General features: G+C 58.6%; 19 protein-coding genes. 1 reads left to right on the forward strand and 18 read right to left on the reverse strand.

Annotated elements, in window-relative coordinates:
- Positions 1 to 3: 3 nt before the first annotated feature.
- From BMW74_RS09150 to BMW74_RS09220, 15 genes are all read right to left on the reverse strand, one after another.
- On the reverse strand, positions 4 to 306 hold the full coding sequence (locus tag BMW74_RS09150; RefSeq protein ID WP_093417099.1) for an STAS domain-containing protein: 303 nt from the start codon (positions 304 to 306) through the stop codon (positions 4 to 6).
- Between the two features lie 90 nt (positions 307 to 396).
- Entirely contained in the window at positions 397 to 846 is a 450-nt protein-coding gene (fliJ, locus tag BMW74_RS09155) for a flagellar export protein FliJ (RefSeq protein ID WP_093417102.1), read from the reverse strand.
- A 6-nt stretch (positions 847 to 852) separates the two neighbouring features.
- Positions 853 to 2211 (reverse strand): flagellar protein export ATPase FliI, encoded by a 1359-nt coding sequence (fliI, locus tag BMW74_RS09160; protein WP_093417105.1) that lies wholly within the window; start codon positions 2209 to 2211, stop codon positions 853 to 855.
- Entirely contained in the window at positions 2201 to 2986 is a 786-nt protein-coding gene (gene fliH / locus BMW74_RS09165; protein WP_093417108.1) for a flagellar assembly protein FliH, read from the reverse strand. Before fliH ends, fliI begins: the two co-directional genes overlap by 11 nt.
- Positions 2987 to 2990: 4 nt before the next feature.
- Positions 2991 to 4010, reverse strand: a complete 1020-nt coding sequence (gene fliG, locus BMW74_RS09170) for a flagellar motor switch protein FliG (RefSeq protein WP_093417111.1) — start codon at positions 4008 to 4010, stop codon at positions 2991 to 2993.
- A complete protein-coding gene (fliF, locus tag BMW74_RS09175; RefSeq protein ID WP_093417114.1) occupies positions 4003 to 5787 on the reverse strand; it encodes a flagellar basal-body MS-ring/collar protein FliF in 1785 nt (594 codons plus the stop codon). Before fliF ends, fliG begins: the two co-directional genes overlap by 8 nt.
- 14 nt (positions 5788 to 5801) lie before the next feature.
- Positions 5802 to 6131 (reverse strand): flagellar hook-basal body complex protein FliE, encoded by a 330-nt coding sequence (gene fliE, locus BMW74_RS09180; RefSeq protein ID WP_093417116.1) that lies wholly within the window; start codon positions 6129 to 6131, stop codon positions 5802 to 5804.
- Positions 6132 to 6263: 132 nt separating this feature from the next.
- Entirely contained in the window at positions 6264 to 7649 is a 1386-nt protein-coding gene (locus BMW74_RS09185) for a sigma-54-dependent transcriptional regulator (RefSeq protein ID WP_093417118.1), read from the reverse strand.
- A gap of 5 nt (positions 7650 to 7654) precedes the next feature.
- A complete protein-coding gene (locus BMW74_RS09190) occupies positions 7655 to 8857 on the reverse strand; it encodes a sensor histidine kinase (RefSeq protein ID WP_093417122.1) in 1203 nt (400 codons plus the stop codon).
- Between the two features lie 110 nt (positions 8858 to 8967).
- On the reverse strand, positions 8968 to 10443 hold the full coding sequence (locus tag BMW74_RS09195; RefSeq protein ID WP_093417125.1) for a sigma-54 dependent transcriptional regulator: 1476 nt from the start codon (positions 10441 to 10443) through the stop codon (positions 8968 to 8970).
- A 172-nt stretch (positions 10444 to 10615) separates the two neighbouring features.
- Entirely contained in the window at positions 10616 to 10912 is a 297-nt protein-coding gene (locus BMW74_RS09200; RefSeq protein WP_093417128.1) for a flagellar protein FliT, read from the reverse strand.
- Between the two features lie 10 nt (positions 10913 to 10922).
- Positions 10923 to 11318: a flagellar export chaperone FliS gene (gene fliS, locus BMW74_RS09205; RefSeq protein ID WP_093417131.1), complete on the reverse strand. Its 396-nt coding sequence runs from the start codon at positions 11316 to 11318 to the stop codon at positions 10923 to 10925.
- A gap of 129 nt (positions 11319 to 11447) precedes the next feature.
- Positions 11448 to 12875, reverse strand: coding sequence for a flagellar filament capping protein FliD (gene fliD / locus BMW74_RS09210; RefSeq protein WP_093417134.1), 1428 nt, complete (start codon positions 12873 to 12875; stop codon positions 11448 to 11450).
- A gap of 82 nt (positions 12876 to 12957) precedes the next feature.
- The gene (locus BMW74_RS09215; RefSeq protein ID WP_093417405.1) at positions 12958 to 13323 is read right to left on the reverse strand and encodes a flagellar protein FlaG; all 366 of its coding nucleotides are present in this window, start codon (positions 13321 to 13323) and stop codon (positions 12958 to 12960) included.
- 73 nt (positions 13324 to 13396) lie between these two features.
- Positions 13397 to 14254, reverse strand: coding sequence for a flagellin domain-containing protein (locus tag BMW74_RS09220; protein WP_093417137.1), 858 nt, complete (start codon positions 14252 to 14254; stop codon positions 13397 to 13399).
- Positions 14255 to 14541: 287 nt separating this feature from the next.
- On the opposite strand from BMW74_RS09220, the gene BMW74_RS09225 reads away from it, so the two are divergent.
- Positions 14542 to 15222 carry a class I SAM-dependent methyltransferase gene (locus BMW74_RS09225; RefSeq protein WP_093417142.1) on the forward strand — a complete coding sequence of 227 codons (681 nt, stop codon included), beginning with the start codon at positions 14542 to 14544 and terminating at the stop codon, positions 15220 to 15222.
- A gap of 58 nt (positions 15223 to 15280) precedes the next feature.
- Here the strand turns inward: BMW74_RS09225 and BMW74_RS09230 are convergent, their stop codons facing one another.
- The 3 genes from BMW74_RS09230 to BMW74_RS09240 form a co-directional block, all read right to left on the reverse strand.
- Positions 15281 to 16207, reverse strand: coding sequence for a ketoacyl-ACP synthase III (locus BMW74_RS09230; protein ID WP_093417147.1), 927 nt, complete (start codon positions 16205 to 16207; stop codon positions 15281 to 15283).
- A 332-nt stretch (positions 16208 to 16539) separates the two neighbouring features.
- Positions 16540 to 17475, reverse strand: coding sequence for a methyltransferase domain-containing protein (locus BMW74_RS09235; RefSeq protein WP_256562551.1), 936 nt, complete (start codon positions 17473 to 17475; stop codon positions 16540 to 16542).
- Between the two features lie 187 nt (positions 17476 to 17662).
- Positions 17663 to 20401, reverse strand: a complete 2739-nt coding sequence (locus BMW74_RS09240; protein ID WP_093417151.1) for a glycosyltransferase — start codon at positions 20399 to 20401, stop codon at positions 17663 to 17665.
- Positions 20402 to 20422 lie beyond the last annotated feature (21 nt).

Here is a 20422-nt window from a genome sequence, read left to right on the forward strand (position 1 = left end):
CGATCAAGTAATGTCGAACAGCTTGTCGAAGTTGGAGATGGCGAGGATCTTGCGCACGTCAGAACTGCTGTTGATCAGGCGCACATCGGCAGCCTCGCCCCCCACATGGTCCCGCAGCAGCAGCAACATCCCCAGCGCCGAGCTATCGAGGTAGGTGGCGTCCTTCAGGTCGACCACGACCGCATTACGCACGTCAGTGGTTTCGTAGGACTCGCGAAACTCACGGTGCTTGGCAAAATCAAAGCGCCCCTTGATCGATATCGTCAGCTTCTGCCCATCCGGCGAGACTTCGGTAATGACTGACATGCTAAAGCTTCCTTGTCATTGGCGAACATGTACAAGGTTTAGCAGCTGTACAGGTCTCGAGCAAGGCACGCTGTCGGTGAGAGGCCTTCATCAATAGGGGCTTTCACGGGGCAAACGCTGGGAAAGCTCGTCCAGCAGTTTCTGTTCGCGCTTGTCTTCGAGCTGGCGAGCTTCATCGATGTAGCGCTGCACCAACTTGCGCAACCCTTCGACTCGGGCAAAGGCTTGTTGCCATGCGTCACGCGCCTTGTTCAGGTTGTTCTGGTGCCAGGCCAGACTTTGCCGCTGCTGATCGATCGCCGTGCCCAACTGCACCAGAAAGCCCTGATAGCCAAGCAACCACTGCCCGGACACACCCTCACGACCGCGCTCGACCCAGCGCTCCAGGTATTCAAGACGAAAGCCGTCGAGGTCAGTGAGTTTGTTCTCGGCCAGGCGCACCTGGCCCTGGAAATACCCGAGGCGCTGGGCAGCGGTCTTTTCGGCTTTTTCGGCCATATCGACCACCGGTGCCAGGCGGGTCGCTCGAGTCTGGGCCATGAACGATCAGCCTCCGACTGCCGGGGCAAAGATCGTTTCCAGGTGCGCATCGCTTTCACCCAGGCCAACGTTGTCGTTGAGGCCCTGGCGCAAGTACTGGACCATCGTCGGTTGCAGGGCAATGGCAGTGTCGGTCTCGCGGTCACCGCCGGCGACGTAGGCCCCGACGCTGATCAGGTCGCGGCTTTGTTGATAGCGCGACCACAACTGCTTGAAGTACTGGGCGCGGCGCATGTGCTCGGGCGAGACTACCGACGGCATGACCCGGCTGATGGACGCCTCGATATCGATGGCCGGGTAATGCCCTTCTTCGGCCAGGCGCCGGGACAGTACGATGTGCCCGTCGAGCACGCCCCGCGCGGCGTCGGCTATTGGGTCCTGTTGGTCGTCGCCTTCGGACAAAACGGTGTAGAACGCGGTGATTGAACCACCGCCCGCCTCGGCATTGCCGGCGCGCTCGACCAGCTTCGGCAACTTGGCGAACACCGACGGTGGATAGCCCTTGGTGGCCGGTGGCTCGCCGATGGCCAGGGCGATTTCTCGCTGGGCCTGGGCGAAACGGGTCAGGGAGTCCATCAGCAGCAGGACATTCTTGCCCTTGTCGCGAAAGTACTCGGCGATACGGGTGCAATACATGGCGGCGCGCAGGCGCATCAGCGGCGCATCATCGGCCGGAGACGCCACCACCACCGAACGCTTGAGGCCTTCTTCACCGAGGATATGCTCGATGAACTCTTTAACTTCCCGACCCCGCTCGCCAATCAGCCCGACCACGATAATGTCGGCCTCGGTGAAGCGGGTCATCATGCCCAGCAGCACGCTCTTGCCCACGCCGGTACCGGCAAACAACCCCAGGCGCTGGCCGCGCCCCACCGTCAACAATCCGTTGATGCTGCGTATACCAACGTCCAGCGGCTGGCTGATGGGGTCGCGGTTGAGCGGGTTGATGGTCGGGCCGTCCAGCGGCACCCAGTCTTCGGCTTTCATGCCGCCCTTGCCGTCCAGCGCACGACCGGCACCGTCAAGCACCCGGCCGAGCATGCTCATGCCCATTGGCAAGCGACCGTTGTCGGCCAGAGGCACCACCCGGGCACCCGGCGCGATGCCGGCGACGCTGCCCACCGGCATCAGGAATACCTTGCTGCCGGAGAACCCCATGACCTCGGCCTCGACTTCGACCGGGTGGTAGCTGTTGTCGTTGATCACCCGGCAACGGCTGCCCATGGCCGCGCGCAAGCCCTCGGCTTCAAGTGTCAGGCCAACCATGCGCAGCAGGCGACCCTCCAGGACCGGCTGCCCCGGCAGCTCGACGGCACTCGCGTAGGAACCCAGGCGCTTGCCGAAGCTGGTGCGTTCAAGGCGCATCGGGGATGTCCGCCGGCGCTGGCGTGCTTGAAAGGTCCAGGCTCAAGTCCGCCTCGGCCGGATGCAGCGACTGCTCGTGCAATTGATCGAGCAACTGCGCCGTGGACTGGGCGATGCGGGTTTCGACCGTCGCATCGATGCGGCTGTGCTCGGTCTCGACGCGGCAACCACCCGGCAACAGGGCCTCGTCTTCGACGATGCGCCAGGTTTCCTCGTGGCGTTCGCGCAAGGCTTTGACCTGTTGGAAGTCCTGGGGATTGATGTACAGGCGCACGTTGTCCACCCCCAGCGGCAAGAGCTTGAGCGCCTCACGCATGACCTGTTCGATTTGCCTGGAGTCGATGGCCAACTCGCGCTGAATCACCTGTTTGGTGATGTGCTGCACCAGGACCACCAGACCCTTTTCGATTTGCGTGTCCTGCTCGGCGATCGGCTCGAACAGGTTGGCCATCAGCGACTCCAGACTGGCAAGCTTTGCCGTGAGCGCCACGTCCGCTTCCTGGCGAACCTTGAGCGTCGTGCTGTGAAAGCCTTCTTTCTCACCGACGGCAAACCCTTCGTTGTAGGCTTCCTGGCGAATGCTTTCGAGCTCTTCGAGGGTCAATGGCTGGACTTCTTCCAGCGGCACTTCCTCCATCTCCGGCGGCTCGGGTTCCGGCTCGGGCTCAGGCTCCGGGACATACGGGTCGAAGCTGGGCAACGACCAGAGATCGAGCGCGCCGACATCACGCGCACGGATCAGGTCAGTGGGCGACTCATCACTCTTGGAAGCCATAGGGTCAGATCATTTCTTCGCCGCCCTTCCCGCCGAGAACGATTTCTCCGGCTTCGGCCATACGGCGGGCAATGGTGAGGATTTCTTTTTGCGCGGTCTCGACGTCGCTGACACGCACCGGCCCCTTGGCCTCCAGGTCGTCGCGCAACAGTTCGGCAGCACGCTTGGACATGTTCTTGAAGATTTTCTCCTTGACGCCTTCGTCCGAACCCTTGAGGGCCAGCACCAGCACGTCGGAGGACACTTCGCGCAGCAACGCCTGGATCCCGCGATCGTCGACGTCGGACAGGTTGTTGAACACGAACATGAGATCTTCGATCTGACCGGACAGGTCTTCGTCGACTTCGCGAATCGAGTCCATCAACTGGCCTTCGATGGAGCTGTCGAGGAAGTTCATGATGTCCGCCGCACGCTTGATACCACCCAGGGTGGTGCGCGAGGCATTGGAGTTGCCGGAGAACTGCTTCTCCAGGATCTGGTTCAGTTCCTTGAGCGCGGCCGGCTGCACGGTGTTGAGCGACGAGACGCGCAGGATGATGTCCAGGCGCACCTTGTGGTCGAAGTTGCCCAGCACTTCGCCGGCCTGGTCCGGATCCAGGTAAGCGACGACGATGGCCTGGATCTGCGGGTGTTCATAGCGGATCACGTCCGCCACGGCACGCGGCTCCATCCACTTGAGGCTGTCCAGGCCGCTGGTGTTGCCGCCCAGCAGGATGCGGTCGATGAGGCCGTTGGCCTTGTCCTCGCCCAAGGCCTGGGTGAGCATCTTGCGAATGTAGCCATCGGAGCCAACGCCCAGGCTGGTCTGGTCGCCGACGATGTCGACGAACTCGCTCATCACCTGCTCGACCTGCTCACGGTGCACGTTGCCCATTTGCGCCATGGCCACGCCCACTTTCTGAACCTCTTTGGGGCCCATGTGGCGCAGCACTTGTGCGGCATCGGTTTCACCCAGGGACAGCAGCAGGATCGCGGCTTTGTCGACCCGGCTGAGTTTGGCGATAGCGGCTCGGTTCTCACTCATCTGCGTTAATCCACTCTTTCACGACCTGGGCCACGCGACCCGGGTCTTCGGCCACCAGGCTCTTGATTGCGTTCAACTGTGCGTCATAGCCTTCGCTCGGGCTCGGCAGCAGGATACTTTGCGGGCCGCCGAGGCTGACGCGGTCGCTGCCCAGCTCATCCAGGCCGCCCATGCCGCCCAGCTCGGAATCATTGCCGATGCCTGCCAACTGCCGGTTCTTGCCGCCACCGGTGATGTTGTTGAGTACCGGTCGCAGCACACCGAAGACCAGCACCAGAATGAACAGCACGCCCAGCACTTGCTTGACGATGTCCCAGAACCACGGTTGCGAATAGAACGGGATCTCCGCGATCACTTCGCCGCGCTCGGCGGAGAACGGCATGTTGATCACGCTGACGCTGTCGCCACGACTGGCATCGAAACCGACGGCGTCCTGCACCAGGCGAGTGAAGCGCGTCAATTCATCGGCGCTCCACGGGGCACGGGTGGTTTCGCCATTGGCCGGGTTGATCTTGACCTGGTCATCCACCACCACCGACACCGACAGGCGATTCAGGCGACCCTGCTGCTGCTTGGTGTGGCTGATGGAGCGGTCAAGTTCAAAATTCTTGGTGGATTGTTGACGCTTGTCGGCCGGGTACGGCGCGAGCATCGGCTGGCCGGTGGCCGGATCCATGATCTGCTGGCCGTTGGCATCCAACAATGGCTGGCCGGGCTGCACCATGCCCGCTTGCGCCGTGGCGCCGCCGGTGGTTTGCGGTGCCGAGGCCGGCGCAGGCGGCTGGTTGCTCAAGGCCCCCGGGACACCCTGCGGGCCATTGCTCGCGGTGCGTTGCTCGGACGTCGATTGCTCGCTGCGCAGCGCCGGCTGGTCGGGGTTGAACTGCTCGGAAGTAGACTCGACGGCACTGAAGTCGATGTCGGCGGAAACTTCAGCCTTGTAGCGGTCATTGCCCAGCACTGGCTGCAGGATGTTATGCACGCGCTGGGTGAGCATGCTTTCCATGCGGCGGCTGTAGTCGAACTGCTTGCCAGCCATGGTCAGCGCGGAAGTCTCTGCCTGGTCGGAGAGCAAGGTGCCCTTCTGGTCGACCACGGTGATTTGCGACTTGCTCAGTTCGGGAACGCTGGTTGCCACCAGGTTGACGATGGCCAGCACCTGACCTGGCTCCAATGAGCGGCCGGCGTAGAGTTCCACCAGAACCGAAGCACTTGGCTTGCGCTCATCGCGCACGAACACCGAGCTTTTCGGAATCGCCAGGTGCACCCGGGCACCCTTGACGTTGTTCAGGCTGGAAATGGTGCGGGCCAACTCACCTTCAAGGCCGCGACGATAACGGGTCGCTTCCATGAACTGGCTGGTACCCAGGCCCTGGTCCTTGTCGAGGATTTCAAAGCCGATGTTGCCGTCAGTGGGCGTGACACCCGCAGCGGCCAGTTTCAACCGCGCCCGCGACACGTCATCGGCCTTGACCAGCAAGGCTCCGGAGTTGGGTTCGACGGTGTACGGAATGTCGGCGGTGGCCAGGGTTTCCATGACCTGCTTGGCGTCCATCCCGGCGAGGCTGCCGTACAGGGGCCGGTAATCAGGCTGCTGTGACCACAGCACCACGGCAAAGCCAATCGCTACGCTGGCAGCCAGGCCGACCAACAGGCCTACCTGACGCAGCATCGTCATCTCGGAGAGGTTTTCCAGGAAGGATAACCCAAACAGCGGCGGTTTGCCGTCTACGGGGGTGGTCTTGGCCGGGATGTTATCGGCGACTGCTTCTGCCATGACTCAATTCGTCCTTAAACCGGCATCTGCATGATGTCTTGGTAAGCCTGAACCAGCTTGTTACGCACTTGCGTCAGGGCCTGGAAAGAGACACCGGCTTTTTCCTTGGCGATCATCACGTCGGTCAGGTCGACACCGCTTTTGCCGATTTCGAAGGCGGTGGACAGCTGGGAAGACGCCTGCTGCGTATCGTTGACCTTGTTCACAGCCTGGCCGAGCATGTCGGCAAAGCTGCTGCCCGCCAGTTCCGGCACGGCCGCACTGGCTTTAGGTTGAGCCATGGCGTCCATTTGCATGGCGCGCATGTCCAGCATCAACCGATTGAATTCAATACCTTGGCTCATGGACTACTCTCTTGGGCGACCCGCAATTTTTTGACACTCACTCAGCGGATAGACTGATTGTTAGCAACAAGGGTGCCAGCTCCATGGCCACGTTTGACAAAAAGCCCCTCCTGGACTTTCTCGCGCAGACACCTACGTCGCAAACAAATAGGCTTCGACATCCATTCCGGCGTCACGCATCTGCGCCAGCTTGTAGCGCAGGGTCCGCGGACTGATGCCCAGGCGCTCGGCCGCTTCTTTGCGCCGCCCGCGCTCGGCGCGCAGGGTGTCGATGATCATCTGGAACTCACGACGACGCAGGTCGTCACCCAACGCACCGGCTGTTTCACCTTGCGGCACTTCAACCGCCGACACTCGGACAGCCGGCACCGGCAAGGGCGCGCAGGCCACCGCACCGCTCAGGCAGAAATCCGGAGGCTCGATCATCCCGCCCTGCTGCAGGATCAAGGCCCGCTGAATGGCGTTATCCAACTCGCGCACGTTGCCCGGCCACGGGTAGCCGATCAGGCACGCTTGAGCCTCAGGCGAAAGCCTGGCCGCAGCGTGCTTCATTTTATTGACGTGTTTGGCCAGCAGGCGCTCGGCCAGCGGCAGAATATCGGCGGTGCGCTCACGCAGCGGACGCCAGGCCAGAGGGAAAACCGACAGGCGATAGTAAAGGTCTTCACGAAACCGCCCCGCCGCCACTTCGCCGGCCAAGTCACGGTTAGTCGTCGCGACCACGCGAATGTCCAGCGTGATCGGCTTGCGCGCGCCCACCCGCTCGACCTCTCGCTCCTGCAACACCCGCAACAGCTTGGCCTGCAAGCCCAAGGGCATCTCGGAAATCTCGTCCAGCAGGATGGTCCCGCCATCAGCCTGTTCGAACTTGCCTGCCTGCGCGGCGATTGCCCCGGTGAACGAGCCTTTCTCATGACCGAACAAGGTCGCTTCGAGCATGTTGTCCGGAATGGCCGCGCAGTTGATTGCGATGAATGGCTGGCTGGAACGATGTGAATGCTGATGGATGTAGCGCGCCAGCACTTCCTTGCCGGTCCCGGACTCGCCGGAGATCAACACCGTGGAATCACTGCGTGCCACCCGCACCGCCAATTCCAGCAACTGGGCACTGGCAGGCTCGAATGCCACCGGACCCTCGCCGTCGGCGCTGCCCACGTCGCCCAAGGCATGCTGCGCCACCAAATCGAGCAACGCCTTGGGCTCGAATGGCTTGACCAGATAATCCGCCGCCCCCTGGCGCATCGCGTCCACGGCACGCTCGACGGCGCCATGGGCCGTCATCAGCAACACGGGCAATTGTGGGTAACGGGCGCGCAACGCGCTGAGCAGTTGATGACCGTCCATGCCCGGCATATTGACGTCGCTGACCACCAGATTGAACGGCTCACCGGCCGCAGCGTCCAGCGCGTCTTCGGCCGAGCTGACCGCCGTGTAGTCGTGGCCTGCCAGTAACAGCGTATCGGCCAGAGCCTCGCGTAATGCACGGTCGTCTTCGACCAATAGAATCTTGATAGCCATCGTCCTTACTCTATTGCGTGCCGAGCACTGGAAAACAACGGCAGGATCAGCGTGGCACACGTGCCGCGACCCGGCCGCGAGCGCAACTGCAATTGTCCCTGATGGGCTCGTGCCACTGCCTTGACCACGGTCAGGCCAAGACCAGTGCCGGTGGTCTTGGTGGTGAAAAACGGCTCGCCCAGGCGTTCCAGTACTGCCGCATCAATGCCAGCGCCGCTATCGCTGACGCTCAACCGCAGGCTGTCGCCCCGGGTATACAGGTGCACTTTCAGACGAACATCACTGCCGCTGGCCTGAATGGCGTTTTCAATCAGATTGAGGATTGCCCCCACCAGGGTGTCGCGATTGCACAGCAGCTCGCCGACATGACTGTCGCACTGCCAGCGCATCGGTAAGCCCTGGACATGCGTCAACGCCGCCGCCTGCAGCGATTGCAGGAGGACCTTGGGCGTCACGCGGTCGGTCAGCGGCAATTCGCCTCGGGCGAATACCAACATGTCGCGCACCTGATGCTCTAGCTCGTGCAGCCGCTCCTTCAAGCGTCCGGCAAAACGCTGCTGGGTCGCCACAGGCAGCTCCTGCTCGGTCAAATGGCTGGCATAGAGCAAGGCGGCCGAGAGCGGCGTGCGAATCTGGTGCGCCAGGGACGCGACCATCCTTCCCAAAGAAGACAACCGTTCGTGACGGGCCAACTGATCTTGCAGGTGTCGGGTTTCAGTCAGGTCGTTGAGCAGCACCAACTGCCCCGGCTCGGCGTCCAGCGAGCGGGTAGCAATCGACAGGCGTCGACCGTTCTTCAGGGAGATTTCATGGCCGTCGTCTTCACGGGGAGCAAAGCAACGGGTAATGACATGGCGCCACAGCTGACCTTCCAGCGGCAGGCCGAGCAGCTCGCAAGCGGCCGGATTGGCTTCGCGCACCATGCCATGGCCGTCGATCACGATGACCCCGCCCGGCAGCAGGTCCAACAGGTTTTGCAGACGGTTGGCCAGGCGCTCTTTTTCGGCCAGCTCTTGCATGCGCTGGGCACTGACGACCTCCAACTCCCCCTTAAGCTCGGTGACCCGCGCTTCGAGCATGCTGTAGGAGTCAGTAAGTTGGCTCGACATCTGATTGAACAGTGCGAACGCCTGTTCGAGGCCAAGCCGACTCGCCGGCTCTACGGAAGGCGTGTCGGGGGCTGGAGTCATCTGGGCGGCGTGGGGCATCGTGCTCTCTCGCTTGGCTGACCGTCAGTGAAACGGAACGTTGCGAGGGATGTAGCAATACTCGTGCCTAAAAAAAACTATCGATTATTCAACGAGTTGAAAAACAGGCGTCAATCGTCTGCCTGTTCCTCACCGTCTCGACGACTCATGCCGTACTTGCGCATTTTCTCCACCAGGGTGGTACGACGAATACGCAGGCGCTCGGCTGCACGCGCCACGATACCATTGGCATCGTCCAGCGCTTGCTGTATCAGCCCTTGCTCCAGGCCACCGAGGTAATCCTTGAGATCCAGGCCTTCGGGCGGCAGCAGGGCACTGGCGGTGAAGTCAGGGGCATGACCGTTGATGGCCACCCGCTCCTCCAAGTCGCTGCGCAGCCTGTCCACCAACTGTTCGTCTTCATCGTCGACGTAGCGAAACTTCTTCGGCAACTCGACCACGCCAATCACCCCGTACGGATGCATGATCGCCATGCGCTCCACCAGGTTGGCCAGTTCGCGGACATTGCCCGGCCAGCCGTGACGACACAGCGACATGATCGCCGCGGAGTTGAAACGAATGGAGCCGCGCTTCTCGTGCTCCATGCGCGAGATCAGCTCGTTCATCAGTAGCGGGATGTCCTCGACACGCTCGCGCAGCGGGGCCATTTCAATCGGGAACACGTTGAGGCGGTAATACAGGTCTTCACGGAACGTGCCGACCTCAATCATGCTTTCGAGGTTCTTGTGGGTCGCCGCAATGATGCGCACATCGACGCTTTGGGTCTTGTTGCTGCCGACGCGCTCGAACGTACGCTCCTGCAGCACACGCAGCAGCTTGACCTGCATCGGCAGCGGCATGTCGCCGATTTCGTCGAGGAACAGCGTGCCGCCATTGGCCAACTCAAAACGCCCGGCACGACTGGTGATCGCTCCGGTAAAGGCACCCTTCTCATGACCGAACAGCTCGCTTTCGAGCAACTCGGCCGGGATCGCCCCACAGTTGACCGGAACGAACGGCGCATCACGGCGCTTGGAGTGATAGTGCAGGTTACGCGCGACCACTTCCTTGCCCGTGCCCGACTCACCGAGGATCAGCACACTGGCATCAGTATCCGCCACTTGCTGCATCATCTGACGGACGTGCTGAATCGCCCGGCTGGTGCCGACAAGACTGCGGAAAAGATTGGGCTCACGGTGCCGACCACGCTCGCGGGCCTGGTCATACATCTCGCGATAGACCTGGGCACGGTGCAGGGAGTCAAGCAGCTTGCTGTAGCTGGGCGGCATTTCCAGGGTGGAAAGCACGCGACGACGTTGGTCTTCGGGCAGATCGAGGGAAGAATTATCCCCCATCAGCAAAACCGGAAGGAACTCATCCCAGGTCGAGAGTGTCTTTAGCAGACCCAACAACGCGCCAGGTGCATTGACCGTCCCGATCAGGACACAAATGACTTCACGACTAGATGACAACGAAGCAACAGCCTGCTGCCAGTCATGGCTTCCACAGGGTAAATTTTCTTCACCGAGAAAATTTAAAATCACCGCCTGGTCGCGGCGGCGGACGCTATCGTCATCGATTAGCAGAATTTTGGTTTCACGCCACATGCAATAGCAACTTCCCTGGTCAACTCATATGCCCGAAATGAGAGGGCAATCTAGGCACTCAACGGCACACGCTAGCCTGTTGGACGCCTGACATCTGAAATCAGCCACTAGTAAAGTCAAAAAAACGTGCACAGTCAAATTTATGGCGCGCTACGCTCGGAATAACTGAATATTAACCGAACAAATCGTAAACCTTTGCCGCATTTTTCGCTTGGTTGACCTGAGTCATCTCATCAACGATTGCCTGGCGCTCGCCTGTCGTTACTTCCACAAGTTGGCGATAGACTGCCAACAAGCCCTCCAGTTTTTCACGCAAGAGATCTTCGTCCATTGAAGCCTCGCTCAACACGTCGTCGATGCAGGCGCGACAGGTCTCATCAAGCTTGCCGATGGCCTCCCAGTCGCGCTCGAGCAGCGCGCCCATCAATGCCTCACGGGTTTGTTCGATTCGCTGCAATACAAGACTCATGACGACCTCCTTAGAACTGCGGAACAGGAGTACCGATGGCATCCCAGCCATCCTTGACTGTACGAATCAAGCCAGCGACCTCGTCGAGGATGACCGGACTGCTCTTGGCATTCGCTTCAAGCAGGCGCGTCATCATGTAGGCGTAGAGACTGTCCAGCTCACCTACCAGGTCAGCCTGGTTCTCCAGGTCAAGCCCCTCGCGCAAACCACCAATGATGTCGATGGCCTTGCCAATCAGCATACCTTTGCTGGCGATATCTCCTCGATCCAGCGCACCCTTGGCCTGGGCGATACGGTCAAGGGCACCTTCCATCAACATCTGGACCAGACGATGAGGGCTGGCCTCGGAGGTCTGCGCCTGGGCGCCAATCTTCTGGTATTGGCGAAGGGCTAACATTGGATTCATGTTCTACCTCATCAAAAATCTGTGAATCGTATAAACCAATGTATCGACGAAACGTCAATAAACTTTAGGCCCAAAAAACCAAAAGCCCGGAGCGAGGAAACGCTGCCGGGCTTTTGGCACTTTCAGCTATCAGCCTTTCTTCTGTGCGTTCATCGCATCGAACATCGAGGTGATATTACTGGCCGTCGCTTTCAGCTTGCCGACTAGCGTATCCATCGCGTTGTACTTTTTGGTCAGCATGTCGGTCAGGGATGCGATCCGACGATTCAAGGCCATCTGGTCGTTGTCGAGCCTGGTCTTGGTTTTGGCCAGCGCCGTGTTTCGGGTATCGAGAATGCCGCCAGTCTGGGTGTAAGGCGCGATTACCTTATCCATGCGAGCGAGCAGACCGTTCTCGCCGGAAAACAGATCCTGCACCTCTCCACCGAGTTTCTTGTCGTTCATTGCCGCATTGAACTTGGTGGAATCGAAGTTCAACGCACCGGTTTTCTGATCGGTGGTGATCCCCAACTGAGAGAGCACGGTGAGCTTGTCGCCATTACCCGTCTCGGCCAGCGGACCACGGATTGCCGCCAGGAGCGCACGCGGCATGGCATCGCCGGTCAATGCAGCGGGAATGGTCGGATTACCGTCATCATCGAGTGAGGGCTTGGTCAGCGACGTGATGGAATTAGCCACCGCATTGTAGGCATCGACGAACTTCTGGATTGATGCTTTCAAACCATCGTTATTACCCGTCACCAGCACTTGGGTTTTCCCCGTGCTGAGCAAGTTCATCGACAACCCGGAAAGCGTGCCGTCCAGCTTGTTGGTCGGACTGCTAACCGACAGGCCGTCGAGGGTGAACAACGCATCGAGAGCGAGCGAGCCAACAGAACCCGCCGACGCCTTGGTCGAGGTAGCGGGAATAACCTTCGTACCATCGACATCCAGGCCGACACCGCTGAGCGAAAGATCGGAGCCCTTGCCCGTATTCACCGAACTGACCATCAGGCGGGAGCCGAAGTTATCCGTCACCACGTTAGCGCTCAAGCCACTGAACTGATACTTGTCGTTCAGGGCCTTGGCAACAGATTCCAAGGTGGAACCGTCCGGTATATCGAGGTCGTAGGTTTTAGCGGGGCCGCCAGCGGGATCACCCTGGGAGATTTTCAGAACCCCACTAGCGCCGCCGTTGACGAGCGCCTTGGGGCCACCATCGAACGCGGCAGTAGCAATCTTGGACCCCGTCGCGAGTTGCGAGACGTCGAACTTGTAAATGCCGTTGACTGCCGAATTATTGGCAGTCGCGGTGAGCACCTTCGGATCGGAAGAGGACGCGACAAAGCCCGCGAACTGAGGCTCAATCGTGTTGCCCAGCGACTTCAACGAAGCCTGAAACGTGGCGAGCACCGAACGCAGGCTACCGATACCGGATATCGATGACGTGTTGGTCTTGAGGCCGCGATCAATCTGGCCCTGCTTGGCCGACTTGTCAGCATTAACCAACGCCTCGACGATAGCACCTGTGTTAAGGCCGGAACCTAAACCCAAGCCCGGTAAAATTATACTCGCCATCTTGATCTCCCTTCAGTGTCTCGCTGGTCTTTTGACCACTACAACGCGCAAAAAACTACAGCATCAAATGTCATGCCAGCCGTCAGACTCTGGCGCTGAATAGCAGGCTGCTCGCGTCATTCAAGCTATTGGCCAGCTTAAGGACTTCTTCATTGGGGATCTGACGAACGACCTCACCGGAGTCACTGGCAATGACTTTGACGACTACTTTGCCTGAAGGCTCGTCGATAGAGAACTCCAGATTACGCTTGACCGACTGGACGAACTTTTCAATTTCTTGAACGGCCATCTTCAGCTTGTCTTGCTCACTTGCTACATCCTTGGGCTCATCCTTGACCAATGCTACTGACGCGGCATCGGCTCGAGGCTTTTCCGCGGCGGCTTCAGCAACAGGGGTTGCCGGCTTCGCCGCAGGATAAGACAAGTTCAGCTTCACGCTCATATCCATGTCCATCACCTCTGAAATCAAAAAAACGAGAGAGCGTGACAAGCACGCTCCCCCGTCAAAAACTCATCAGCTATTACTGAAGCAGTTTCAGTACAGCGGATGGCAGTTGGTTGGCTTGAGCCAGTACTGCGGTGGAAGCTTGTTGCAGAGTTTGTTGCTTGGTCAGCTGTGCAGTTTCAGAAGCGAAGTCGGTATCTTGTACGCGACCACGAGCTGCTTCAGCGTTCTCGTTGATGTTTTGCAGGTTGTTGATGGTGCTGGTCAGACGGTTCTGGGCAGCACCCAGGTCAGCACGCACGCCGTTGATGGTATCCAGGGCGGCATCAATTGCACCCATCGCGGCGCTGAAAGTCTTCTGGGCGTCCGAGCTAACAGCACCCGAAATAGTCTGGGTGGCCAGGGCGCTCAAAGAACCGGAAGCCAAAGAGCTCAGGCCTTTCGACATGTCGATGGTGATCTGGTTCTGGGTGCCAGTGTTGGAACCAACCTGGAAGACCATCGAGCCAGCGCTACCGTCGAGCAGGTTCTTACCGTTCAACTGGGTGCTGTCTGCGATACGGCCGATTTCGCTGATCATTGCCTTGAACTCTTTGTCCAGGGCATCACGGTCCAGCTTGCTGTTCGAGTCGTTCACCGACTGCAGGGCCAATTCACGCATGCGCTGCAGAATGTTGGTCTGCTCCTGCATTGCGCCTTCAGCGGTCTGGGCAATCGAGATACCGTCGTTGGCGTTTTTGATCGCCATGGTCTGACCGCGGATCTGCGAAGTCATGCGGGTAGCGATCTGCAGGCCAGCAGCGTCGTCTTTAGCACTGTTGATTTTCAGGCCCGAGGACAGACGGGTCATCGAAGTGCTCAGAGCGTCGGAGGAACGGTTCAGGTTTTTCTGAACGCTCAGAGACGTGACGTTGGTGTTTACGGTTAATGCCATGACGAATTCCTCGTTGGATGGAGACTACGGCTTCCGGCCCTGGCATCCGCCGGGTGTGGCCTAGAGAACCTTCGTAATGGTTATCGTCGGGAACTCAGGTTGCTTTAGGGCTTATTTGAGATTTTTTTACTGGCCCCTAGCCATCCCAATAAAACCAACGACTTGAGACCGCTTGGAACAGACCTTGCTTAAAGGCTTCCACTCTTCCATGGCCGGCATTTTCCCGTCGTCGCGCCAACTCTACCCACAACGGTCCGCGTGCTGGACCGGACCCAACGGAGCTTTCAATGAACCTTTGGCAAGACTTTCTCACCAATGATGATCGGCTGATCCACAAATGGACTCATTACTTTCCGATCTATGAAAAGCATCTGATGGAGTGGCGTAACAAATCCATCACGGTTCTGGAAATTGGTGTTTCCAAGGGGGGGTCACTGCAAATGTGGAAGCGCTTCTTCGGACCGCTCGCCACCATCGTCGGCATCGATATAGAGCCAAAATGCAAAGCCCTGGAAGAAGACGGTATCCATGTGCGCATCGGCGACCAATCGGACCCTGCATTCCTGCAAGGGCTGATCAACGAATTTGGCAACTTTGATATCGTTCTGGATGACGGCAGTCATCAAATGGAGCACATCCGCAAGACGTTCGAGTTTCTCTATCCCACAGTCTCGAAGAACGGCCTGTACATCGTCGAAGACCTGCACACAGCGTATTGGCCAGAATACGGTGGCGGCAAGGATAACCCTGAAACGTTCATCAACATCAGCAAGCAGTTCATCGATGACCTGAATGCCGACCATTCCCGCGGAACCATCGAGCCGAACTTTATAACCCGCTTTACATTCAGCATTAGTTACTACGACAGCGTCATCGTTTTCCAGAGAGGCTGTATCCCTCTGAAGAAAGCACCGCAGACGAGTGTCAAAAATCTTGCTACACGCTTGCTGAGTGTCGACATGAGCTGATTGCCTATCTAGACAGATCCTTTGCACGAGGGTCTGTCTAGATGACAACAGATTAGGGTTATACCCGCTCTATAATCGCAGAGCCCCACGACAACCCGACACCAAAACCGCTCAAGGCAACACGTTTGTGCTGCGAGCCGATCACGTGTTTCTCCAGCAACAGCGGAATACTGGAAGATACGGTATTACCAGTCTCAGCCATATCCTTGACAAATTTGGCGGGCTCTTCTTCAAAGCGTCGAGCTACGGCATCGACAATCGCCGCACTCCCCTGGTGAATGCAATACAGATCGATATCGTCTGCGACCAACTGGCTCGCCTCGATCAGCTCGTGCAGGTGTGCAGGGACTTTGAGCAACGCAAAGTTGAAGACCTGACGACCGTTCATGAAGAACACACCGTCATTGACCTTAAGAAATTCGGCGCCGCTGCCATCAGTGCCGAAGCGCGACTTACCCAACTGCCAGTCGGCCCCCTCGCCCATCCACGTGACCGTCGCGGCATCACCAAAGAGCATGGTGGTATTGCGGTCTTCGGGATCGACAATTTTTGAATAGGGATCGGCGGTGATCAACAGGCCATTCTTCAACCCAGTGGCTTCCAGGAAGCCTTTCATGGCGTAAAGGCCATAAACATAGCCGGAGCATCCCAGGGAAATGTCGAACGCTGCAATCTGGGTGGAGAGGCCTAGCTTGTGCTGCACAATGGCGGCTGTATGGGGCAGGCCTTCGGCATCGCCATTCTGGGTTACGACGATTAGCGCATCGATTGACGCCGGATCCAGCGACGGGTTGGCGGCGAAAAGAGCATTCACTGCCTCCACACAAAGGTCCGACGTTTCCTGGCCTGCATCCTTGCGCGGCAGGAAGGTAGAACCGATCTTGCCGAAAATGAAATCCTGATCCTTGCCGAATTTCGCACCCTGGGCGTAATTATCGACGCCCTCGACAGGTACGTAACTCGCGATACTTTTGATGCCAATCATTGTGGCTTCCCGATAGATATGGCGGAATTTTCAGGGAGGCAGGAACCCTGGCTACAGGAATTCGCATACCGCTGCGACCTCGCCGCCGCTGACTCAATAGCTTAGAGATGCGCGTTTCGACTGCCAAGTCACGCTTGCAACGCCGAACCGCATCAGGAAGTGCCATCAATGACTCAAAAAGCGCCATACAGGCCGCAGCCAAAGGCCCAGACGACTGCCGCCCCACAGCGTCCGCCCAGAAAAATAAAACCCCAGACCGCACGAGTGAGGCCTGGGGTCGATCGCCACATCGGCGCCAGTCGCCTGGACACCGCCGCAGGGTTGGCGCTTTTTCAGAGCACCGGATTGATGTAGTAGTTTCCCGTCCAACTGAAGAATTCACTGCGGAAATCTTCGTTCTCAGGCTCAAGTATCAATGCCTGGCGCAAGAACTCGACACTTTCATACTCGTCCCCCAACTCACGGCTCAGGCACGCGGCAAGGTGAAGTTTTACTGGATCAAAGAAGTCATACGACAACGAGACCTTGAGCATGACCAACGCCTCGCCCAGTTTTCCCGCGTTGTATTGCTTGGTGAACTCTTGCGCAAACGCGTCACTGTCAGCCCAGCGGGACCCGGACAGGCCGTCGAACTTGCGCAAGACAATCGTGTGACCGTTACCCACTTTACTGTCGGTTTCTTCAATGCACTCGATGTACCAGCTACCCAGCTCATTGGTATTCAGGTAGTTGATGACTTTGAGCATGCTCTGCAAGGAAAACACATGGTAATGCTCACGCCAGTCCGTTTCCGGCATCCCATGAATGTCCAGCTCTTCCTCGAACGCCTGAATCAGCAAAGACAGAGGGGCCAGCGCACGCAGGGCATCCGTCGCAGCGGCAATACGCTTGGGGAAAATGCAGAAGAACACACCAAAATTCTTCAGGACACGCGACGACTCGACGAACGCCGCCAAGGTGTTCGGCGCATGCTCAATGACATGGGAGCTGACAAGGTAATCAAAGGCCTGGTCGGGGCACTTAATGGATTGGAAGTCACCCACCAAGTCTACCGGCAGCACGGTCCCGGTACGTTGAAGTTGCGCATCACGGTACTTGATGTAATCCGCCAGATCACGTTCATGGACATAGTCCGTACCGTTACTGGGGGCTACATTGAGGCAGTCAGGCAAATAAAATGCGTTGTGCGCTGCCGCCCCAAGTTCGATCCCGCGCCCCAGGCAGTACTTATGCGCAAGGGGCATACCCTTTAATTTTTCACCGTTCATCGCTCATCCCTCAAAATCCAATAATTCGGTCAACCCGGCTTCGCGACTATTGAACAATCGCCGCAAAGCTAGCCAATCGTGGCGAGCGATCACGACACCTGATCAACTCACCACCTACTTGAAACATTTACTGTAATGAATGGCGAACAGGCGCCTGGTCCACGTTGCTTATTGAGCTACGAACACCTTATGTATCGATCTCGTCTAACCACTGTGACAAATCGCTATCGCCCTCGCGTTGACGGGAAAACGCCATCGGCCATTGTTCGAACAACCACTGGACTTGCTCTTCGGTCACTGTCGGCACCGCCTCATCGGATAGGTGTGCATGGGGCGAGCTAAGTACCAACAGGCCGGCTTCAGCAACACGTAGGCACAGATCAATGTCCGCACCGCCGGTCATCGGCAACGTTGCGCATTGCTCGAAGACATCACGCCGCACCATCAAACAATCTGCCGAAACCGCCTGGCACCTGCGCACTTCACGCGAGCCCAATTGGCGGGCGGTCGCCTGCTTCAATCCAAACCAGGTGGAATGCACCTCGCGACTGGCCAGCAACTCATAACCGGCATGACTGATCGCGCCATTGCTTGCCAGCAAACGCGCACCAACAACGCCGACCTCTGGACGCTCTGCCTGATTCAGCAGTGCCTCGATCCATGCCGGTGTCACCACTTGGCAGCGACTGGAGAGAAACACCAGGTAATCGCCACGCGCCTGGGCGGCAGCTTCTTTAAGCAACTCGCTTTCTGTGCCGCCACACTCCACGCCCAACAGGCGGACTTTCGGACCAAAGCCCTGCAGGGCTTGCGTGCAGCTTTCAACGGTGTCCGACGTACACGCCACCAGCACCTCATAGCGCGGGTAACGGCTACGCTGGATCACACTGGTAAGACACGTCTGGAGTTGCGATAAATCACTACCCGCGCTGACCAGAATACTCACCAGCGGTGTTGTTGAATGGCGAAAATCAATATGTAACCGACCTTCGCCCTGATCACTGACCTGGCCTCGATAGCCCAGTTGGGCGAGGTGGCGATTGAGGCTCGACAACGCGTGATCCGTCATCCCCGCTTCGCTTTGTTGCCCGATCACCAGGTACTCATCAAGATGCGACAAGCATGCCGGCCCCCAGGTCTCGACCAGGCGCAAAAGCACATCGAACCCCAGTGCCCGTCGATAGACCTCGCTGTACCCACCGACATCCAGCACCGCCTGACGCTTCATCAGCCAGTGCCTGGACATGACGTCAGGGCGGCTGCGTAGCAGATCAATATCGGCACCCGGGCGCACGATGCTGATCAAGCGGCCACCCGCATCACGCTGCACCTCGTTGGCGGCAATGGCCAGGCACTCCGGCTCCGCGCCGAGTTCCACCTGCAAGCGCAACATCCCTCCGGCGCAGAACAGGTCACCGGCATCCAGCAGGATGTACCAGTCGCTGGACAACTGACGCAGAACTTGATTCAAGTGCGGCACTTGGTTCTCGGCTGTCACCTTGACGAAGTGCAACGTGTCACGCTCGGAGGTAATGGCCGGCAACTTGCCGCTCTTGAGCACCACAATGCGAAAGCGCTGCAGACCGCTGGCCAATATGCTGTCAAAGGTGCGTTGCAGGGCGTAGTTGTTGTCATCCGTGTCGAAAATCACCAGCGCGATTTCCGGCGCCTGACGACTGGCTAGATGCCGTGCAATACGCTGTTTCCCAGCGGTATCTGGCGTTGCCGCCCTGATTGCGTCAAGAATCCTTCCCGAAGGCGTCAGTGCCAAGCGCGACTCAACGTCGACAGGCACTACTCGCTCAAGGCGGGCCAGCCACGCGTGCAGCTCCTCCGCATGCGCTTCATCACTACTGCTCGTGAGTGTTGCCAGCAACAGGCGGCAGACATGCGGGCTGAATCGATACAAAGCCAACGCCTGGCGGTAACGATGCTGAAGACTCTCGGCAGTGTCACTGGCTTGGGATTGCAGTAAATCGTGCAACTGTACCCACGCACCCTCCAGTGCCTGGATGTGATGACGTCCCACCGGCCAAGCATGAAGAAAGAACTCCAGTGCCGTCAGTTGCTTGAACAAGCGCGCGTTGTAGTAAGGCAACTCGACAAACTGGCGCGGTTCGAAACGACGCTCCGGCTCAGAGCCAATACTGTTCCATGACGAGGTGAACACATGGACCGTATGACCGCCCGGGTAGGTGTTGTGGATGAAGTTTCGCAAAATGACAAAGCCGTCATCGTCAGCACACACAGCTTGCCGCTCAGCGTCCCAATGTCGAACAGTACGAACCAGGTCCGCCAGCGCCTGTTCACGGGCCACCTGATCGGGCGCATCGGGGGCACACTCAATCAACACACTGGTGCAGTCCAGCACTTTGGCCGATCCGCCTGCCAGCAGCGCATATGACAGTGCAACCAAGCACTCGTCGAACGCCAGTGCAGGAGGTAACGACGCGAGCGCGATGCCAAACGCTTCACGTCGAACCACCGCACGCCAAGCGTGCAAGCCGCTGGTGGCATGGCGATCAATGCGCGCTCGTGGATCTGCGCCGGCATCATCCGACACTGCTTCGCCGAGCTTGTAGTACGTTACAACACTGTTATCCGGTCGATAACCCAGCGCATAACCTTGCGCCATTTGCTCGGTGGGATGCTCCTGCAGCCAATTAGCCGCTGCATGGAGCGCATCCGCCAACAACACATCACTCTCCTGAGCCAGCACCAAGTAGGCCGTATCGACCTCTTGCAGCGCGTGGCGCAGCGCGGACTGGACATCATCGCCAGCACGCGATTCAACAGCAAGCCAACGGATGTCCTGCGCATCATAGAAGCGGGTTACGCGTGCCCGGTAAGCCTCGTCTTCGTGCCCGAGCAACACCACTGTCACATCACTCAGTGGCGGCTTTTTTTCGCTTGTATGTTCACCCATAGCACACCCGTTACTCACGTC

It is taken from the genome of Pseudomonas sp. ok272 (assembly GCF_900109995.1).
GTDB lineage: Bacteria > Pseudomonadota > Gammaproteobacteria > Pseudomonadales > Pseudomonadaceae > Aquipseudomonas.

Excerpts from the sequence above, each read along its gene's own strand:
- BMW74_RS09200 (WP_093417128.1), bottom strand. The coding sequence starts at position 10,912 with ATGAGTCTTGTATTGCAGCGAATCGAACAAACCCGTGAGGCATTGATG.
- BMW74_RS09185 (WP_093417118.1), bottom strand. The coding sequence starts at position 7,649 with ATGGCTATCAAGATTCTATTGGTCGAAGACGACCGTGCATTACGCGAG.
- BMW74_RS09190 (WP_093417122.1), bottom strand. The coding sequence starts at position 8,857 with ATGCCCCACGCCGCCCAGATGACTCCAGCCCCCGACACGCCTTCCGTA.
- BMW74_RS09240 (WP_093417151.1), bottom strand. The coding sequence starts at position 20,401 with ATGGGTGAACATACAAGCGAAAAAAAGCCGCCACTGAGTGATGTGACA.
- fliE (WP_093417116.1), bottom strand. The coding sequence starts at position 6,131 with ATGAGCCAAGGTATTGAATTCAATCGGTTGATGCTGGACATGCGCGCC.
- fliF (WP_093417114.1), bottom strand. The coding sequence starts at position 5,787 with ATGGCAGAAGCAGTCGCCGATAACATCCCGGCCAAGACCACCCCCGTA.
- BMW74_RS09215 (WP_093417405.1), bottom strand. The coding sequence starts at position 13,323 with ATGGATATGAGCGTGAAGCTGAACTTGTCTTATCCTGCGGCGAAGCCG.
- fliD (WP_093417134.1), bottom strand. The coding sequence starts at position 12,875 with ATGGCGAGTATAATTTTACCGGGCTTGGGTTTAGGTTCCGGCCTTAAC.
- BMW74_RS09235 (WP_256562551.1), bottom strand. The coding sequence starts at position 17,475 with ATGAACGGTGAAAAATTAAAGGGTATGCCCCTTGCGCATAAGTACTGC.
- BMW74_RS09220 (WP_093417137.1), bottom strand. The coding sequence starts at position 14,254 with ATGGCATTAACCGTAAACACCAACGTCACGTCTCTGAGCGTTCAGAAA.
- fliH (WP_093417108.1), bottom strand. The coding sequence starts at position 2,986 with ATGGCTTCCAAGAGTGATGAGTCGCCCACTGACCTGATCCGTGCGCGT.
- BMW74_RS09230 (WP_093417147.1), bottom strand. The coding sequence starts at position 16,207 with ATGATTGGCATCAAAAGTATCGCGAGTTACGTACCTGTCGAGGGCGTC.
- BMW74_RS09225 (WP_093417142.1), top strand. The coding sequence starts at position 14,542 with ATGAACCTTTGGCAAGACTTTCTCACCAATGATGATCGGCTGATCCAC.
- fliI (WP_093417105.1), bottom strand. The coding sequence starts at position 2,211 with ATGCGCCTTGAACGCACCAGCTTCGGCAAGCGCCTGGGTTCCTACGCG.
- fliG (WP_093417111.1), bottom strand. The coding sequence starts at position 4,010 with ATGAGTGAGAACCGAGCCGCTATCGCCAAACTCAGCCGGGTCGACAAA.
- BMW74_RS09195 (WP_093417125.1), bottom strand. The coding sequence starts at position 10,443 with ATGTGGCGTGAAACCAAAATTCTGCTAATCGATGACGATAGCGTCCGC.
- fliJ (WP_093417102.1), bottom strand. The coding sequence starts at position 846 with ATGGCCCAGACTCGAGCGACCCGCCTGGCACCGGTGGTCGATATGGCC.
- fliS (WP_093417131.1), bottom strand. The coding sequence starts at position 11,318 with ATGAATCCAATGTTAGCCCTTCGCCAATACCAGAAGATTGGCGCCCAG.
- BMW74_RS09150 (WP_093417099.1), bottom strand. The coding sequence starts at position 306 with ATGTCAGTCATTACCGAAGTCTCGCCGGATGGGCAGAAGCTGACGATA.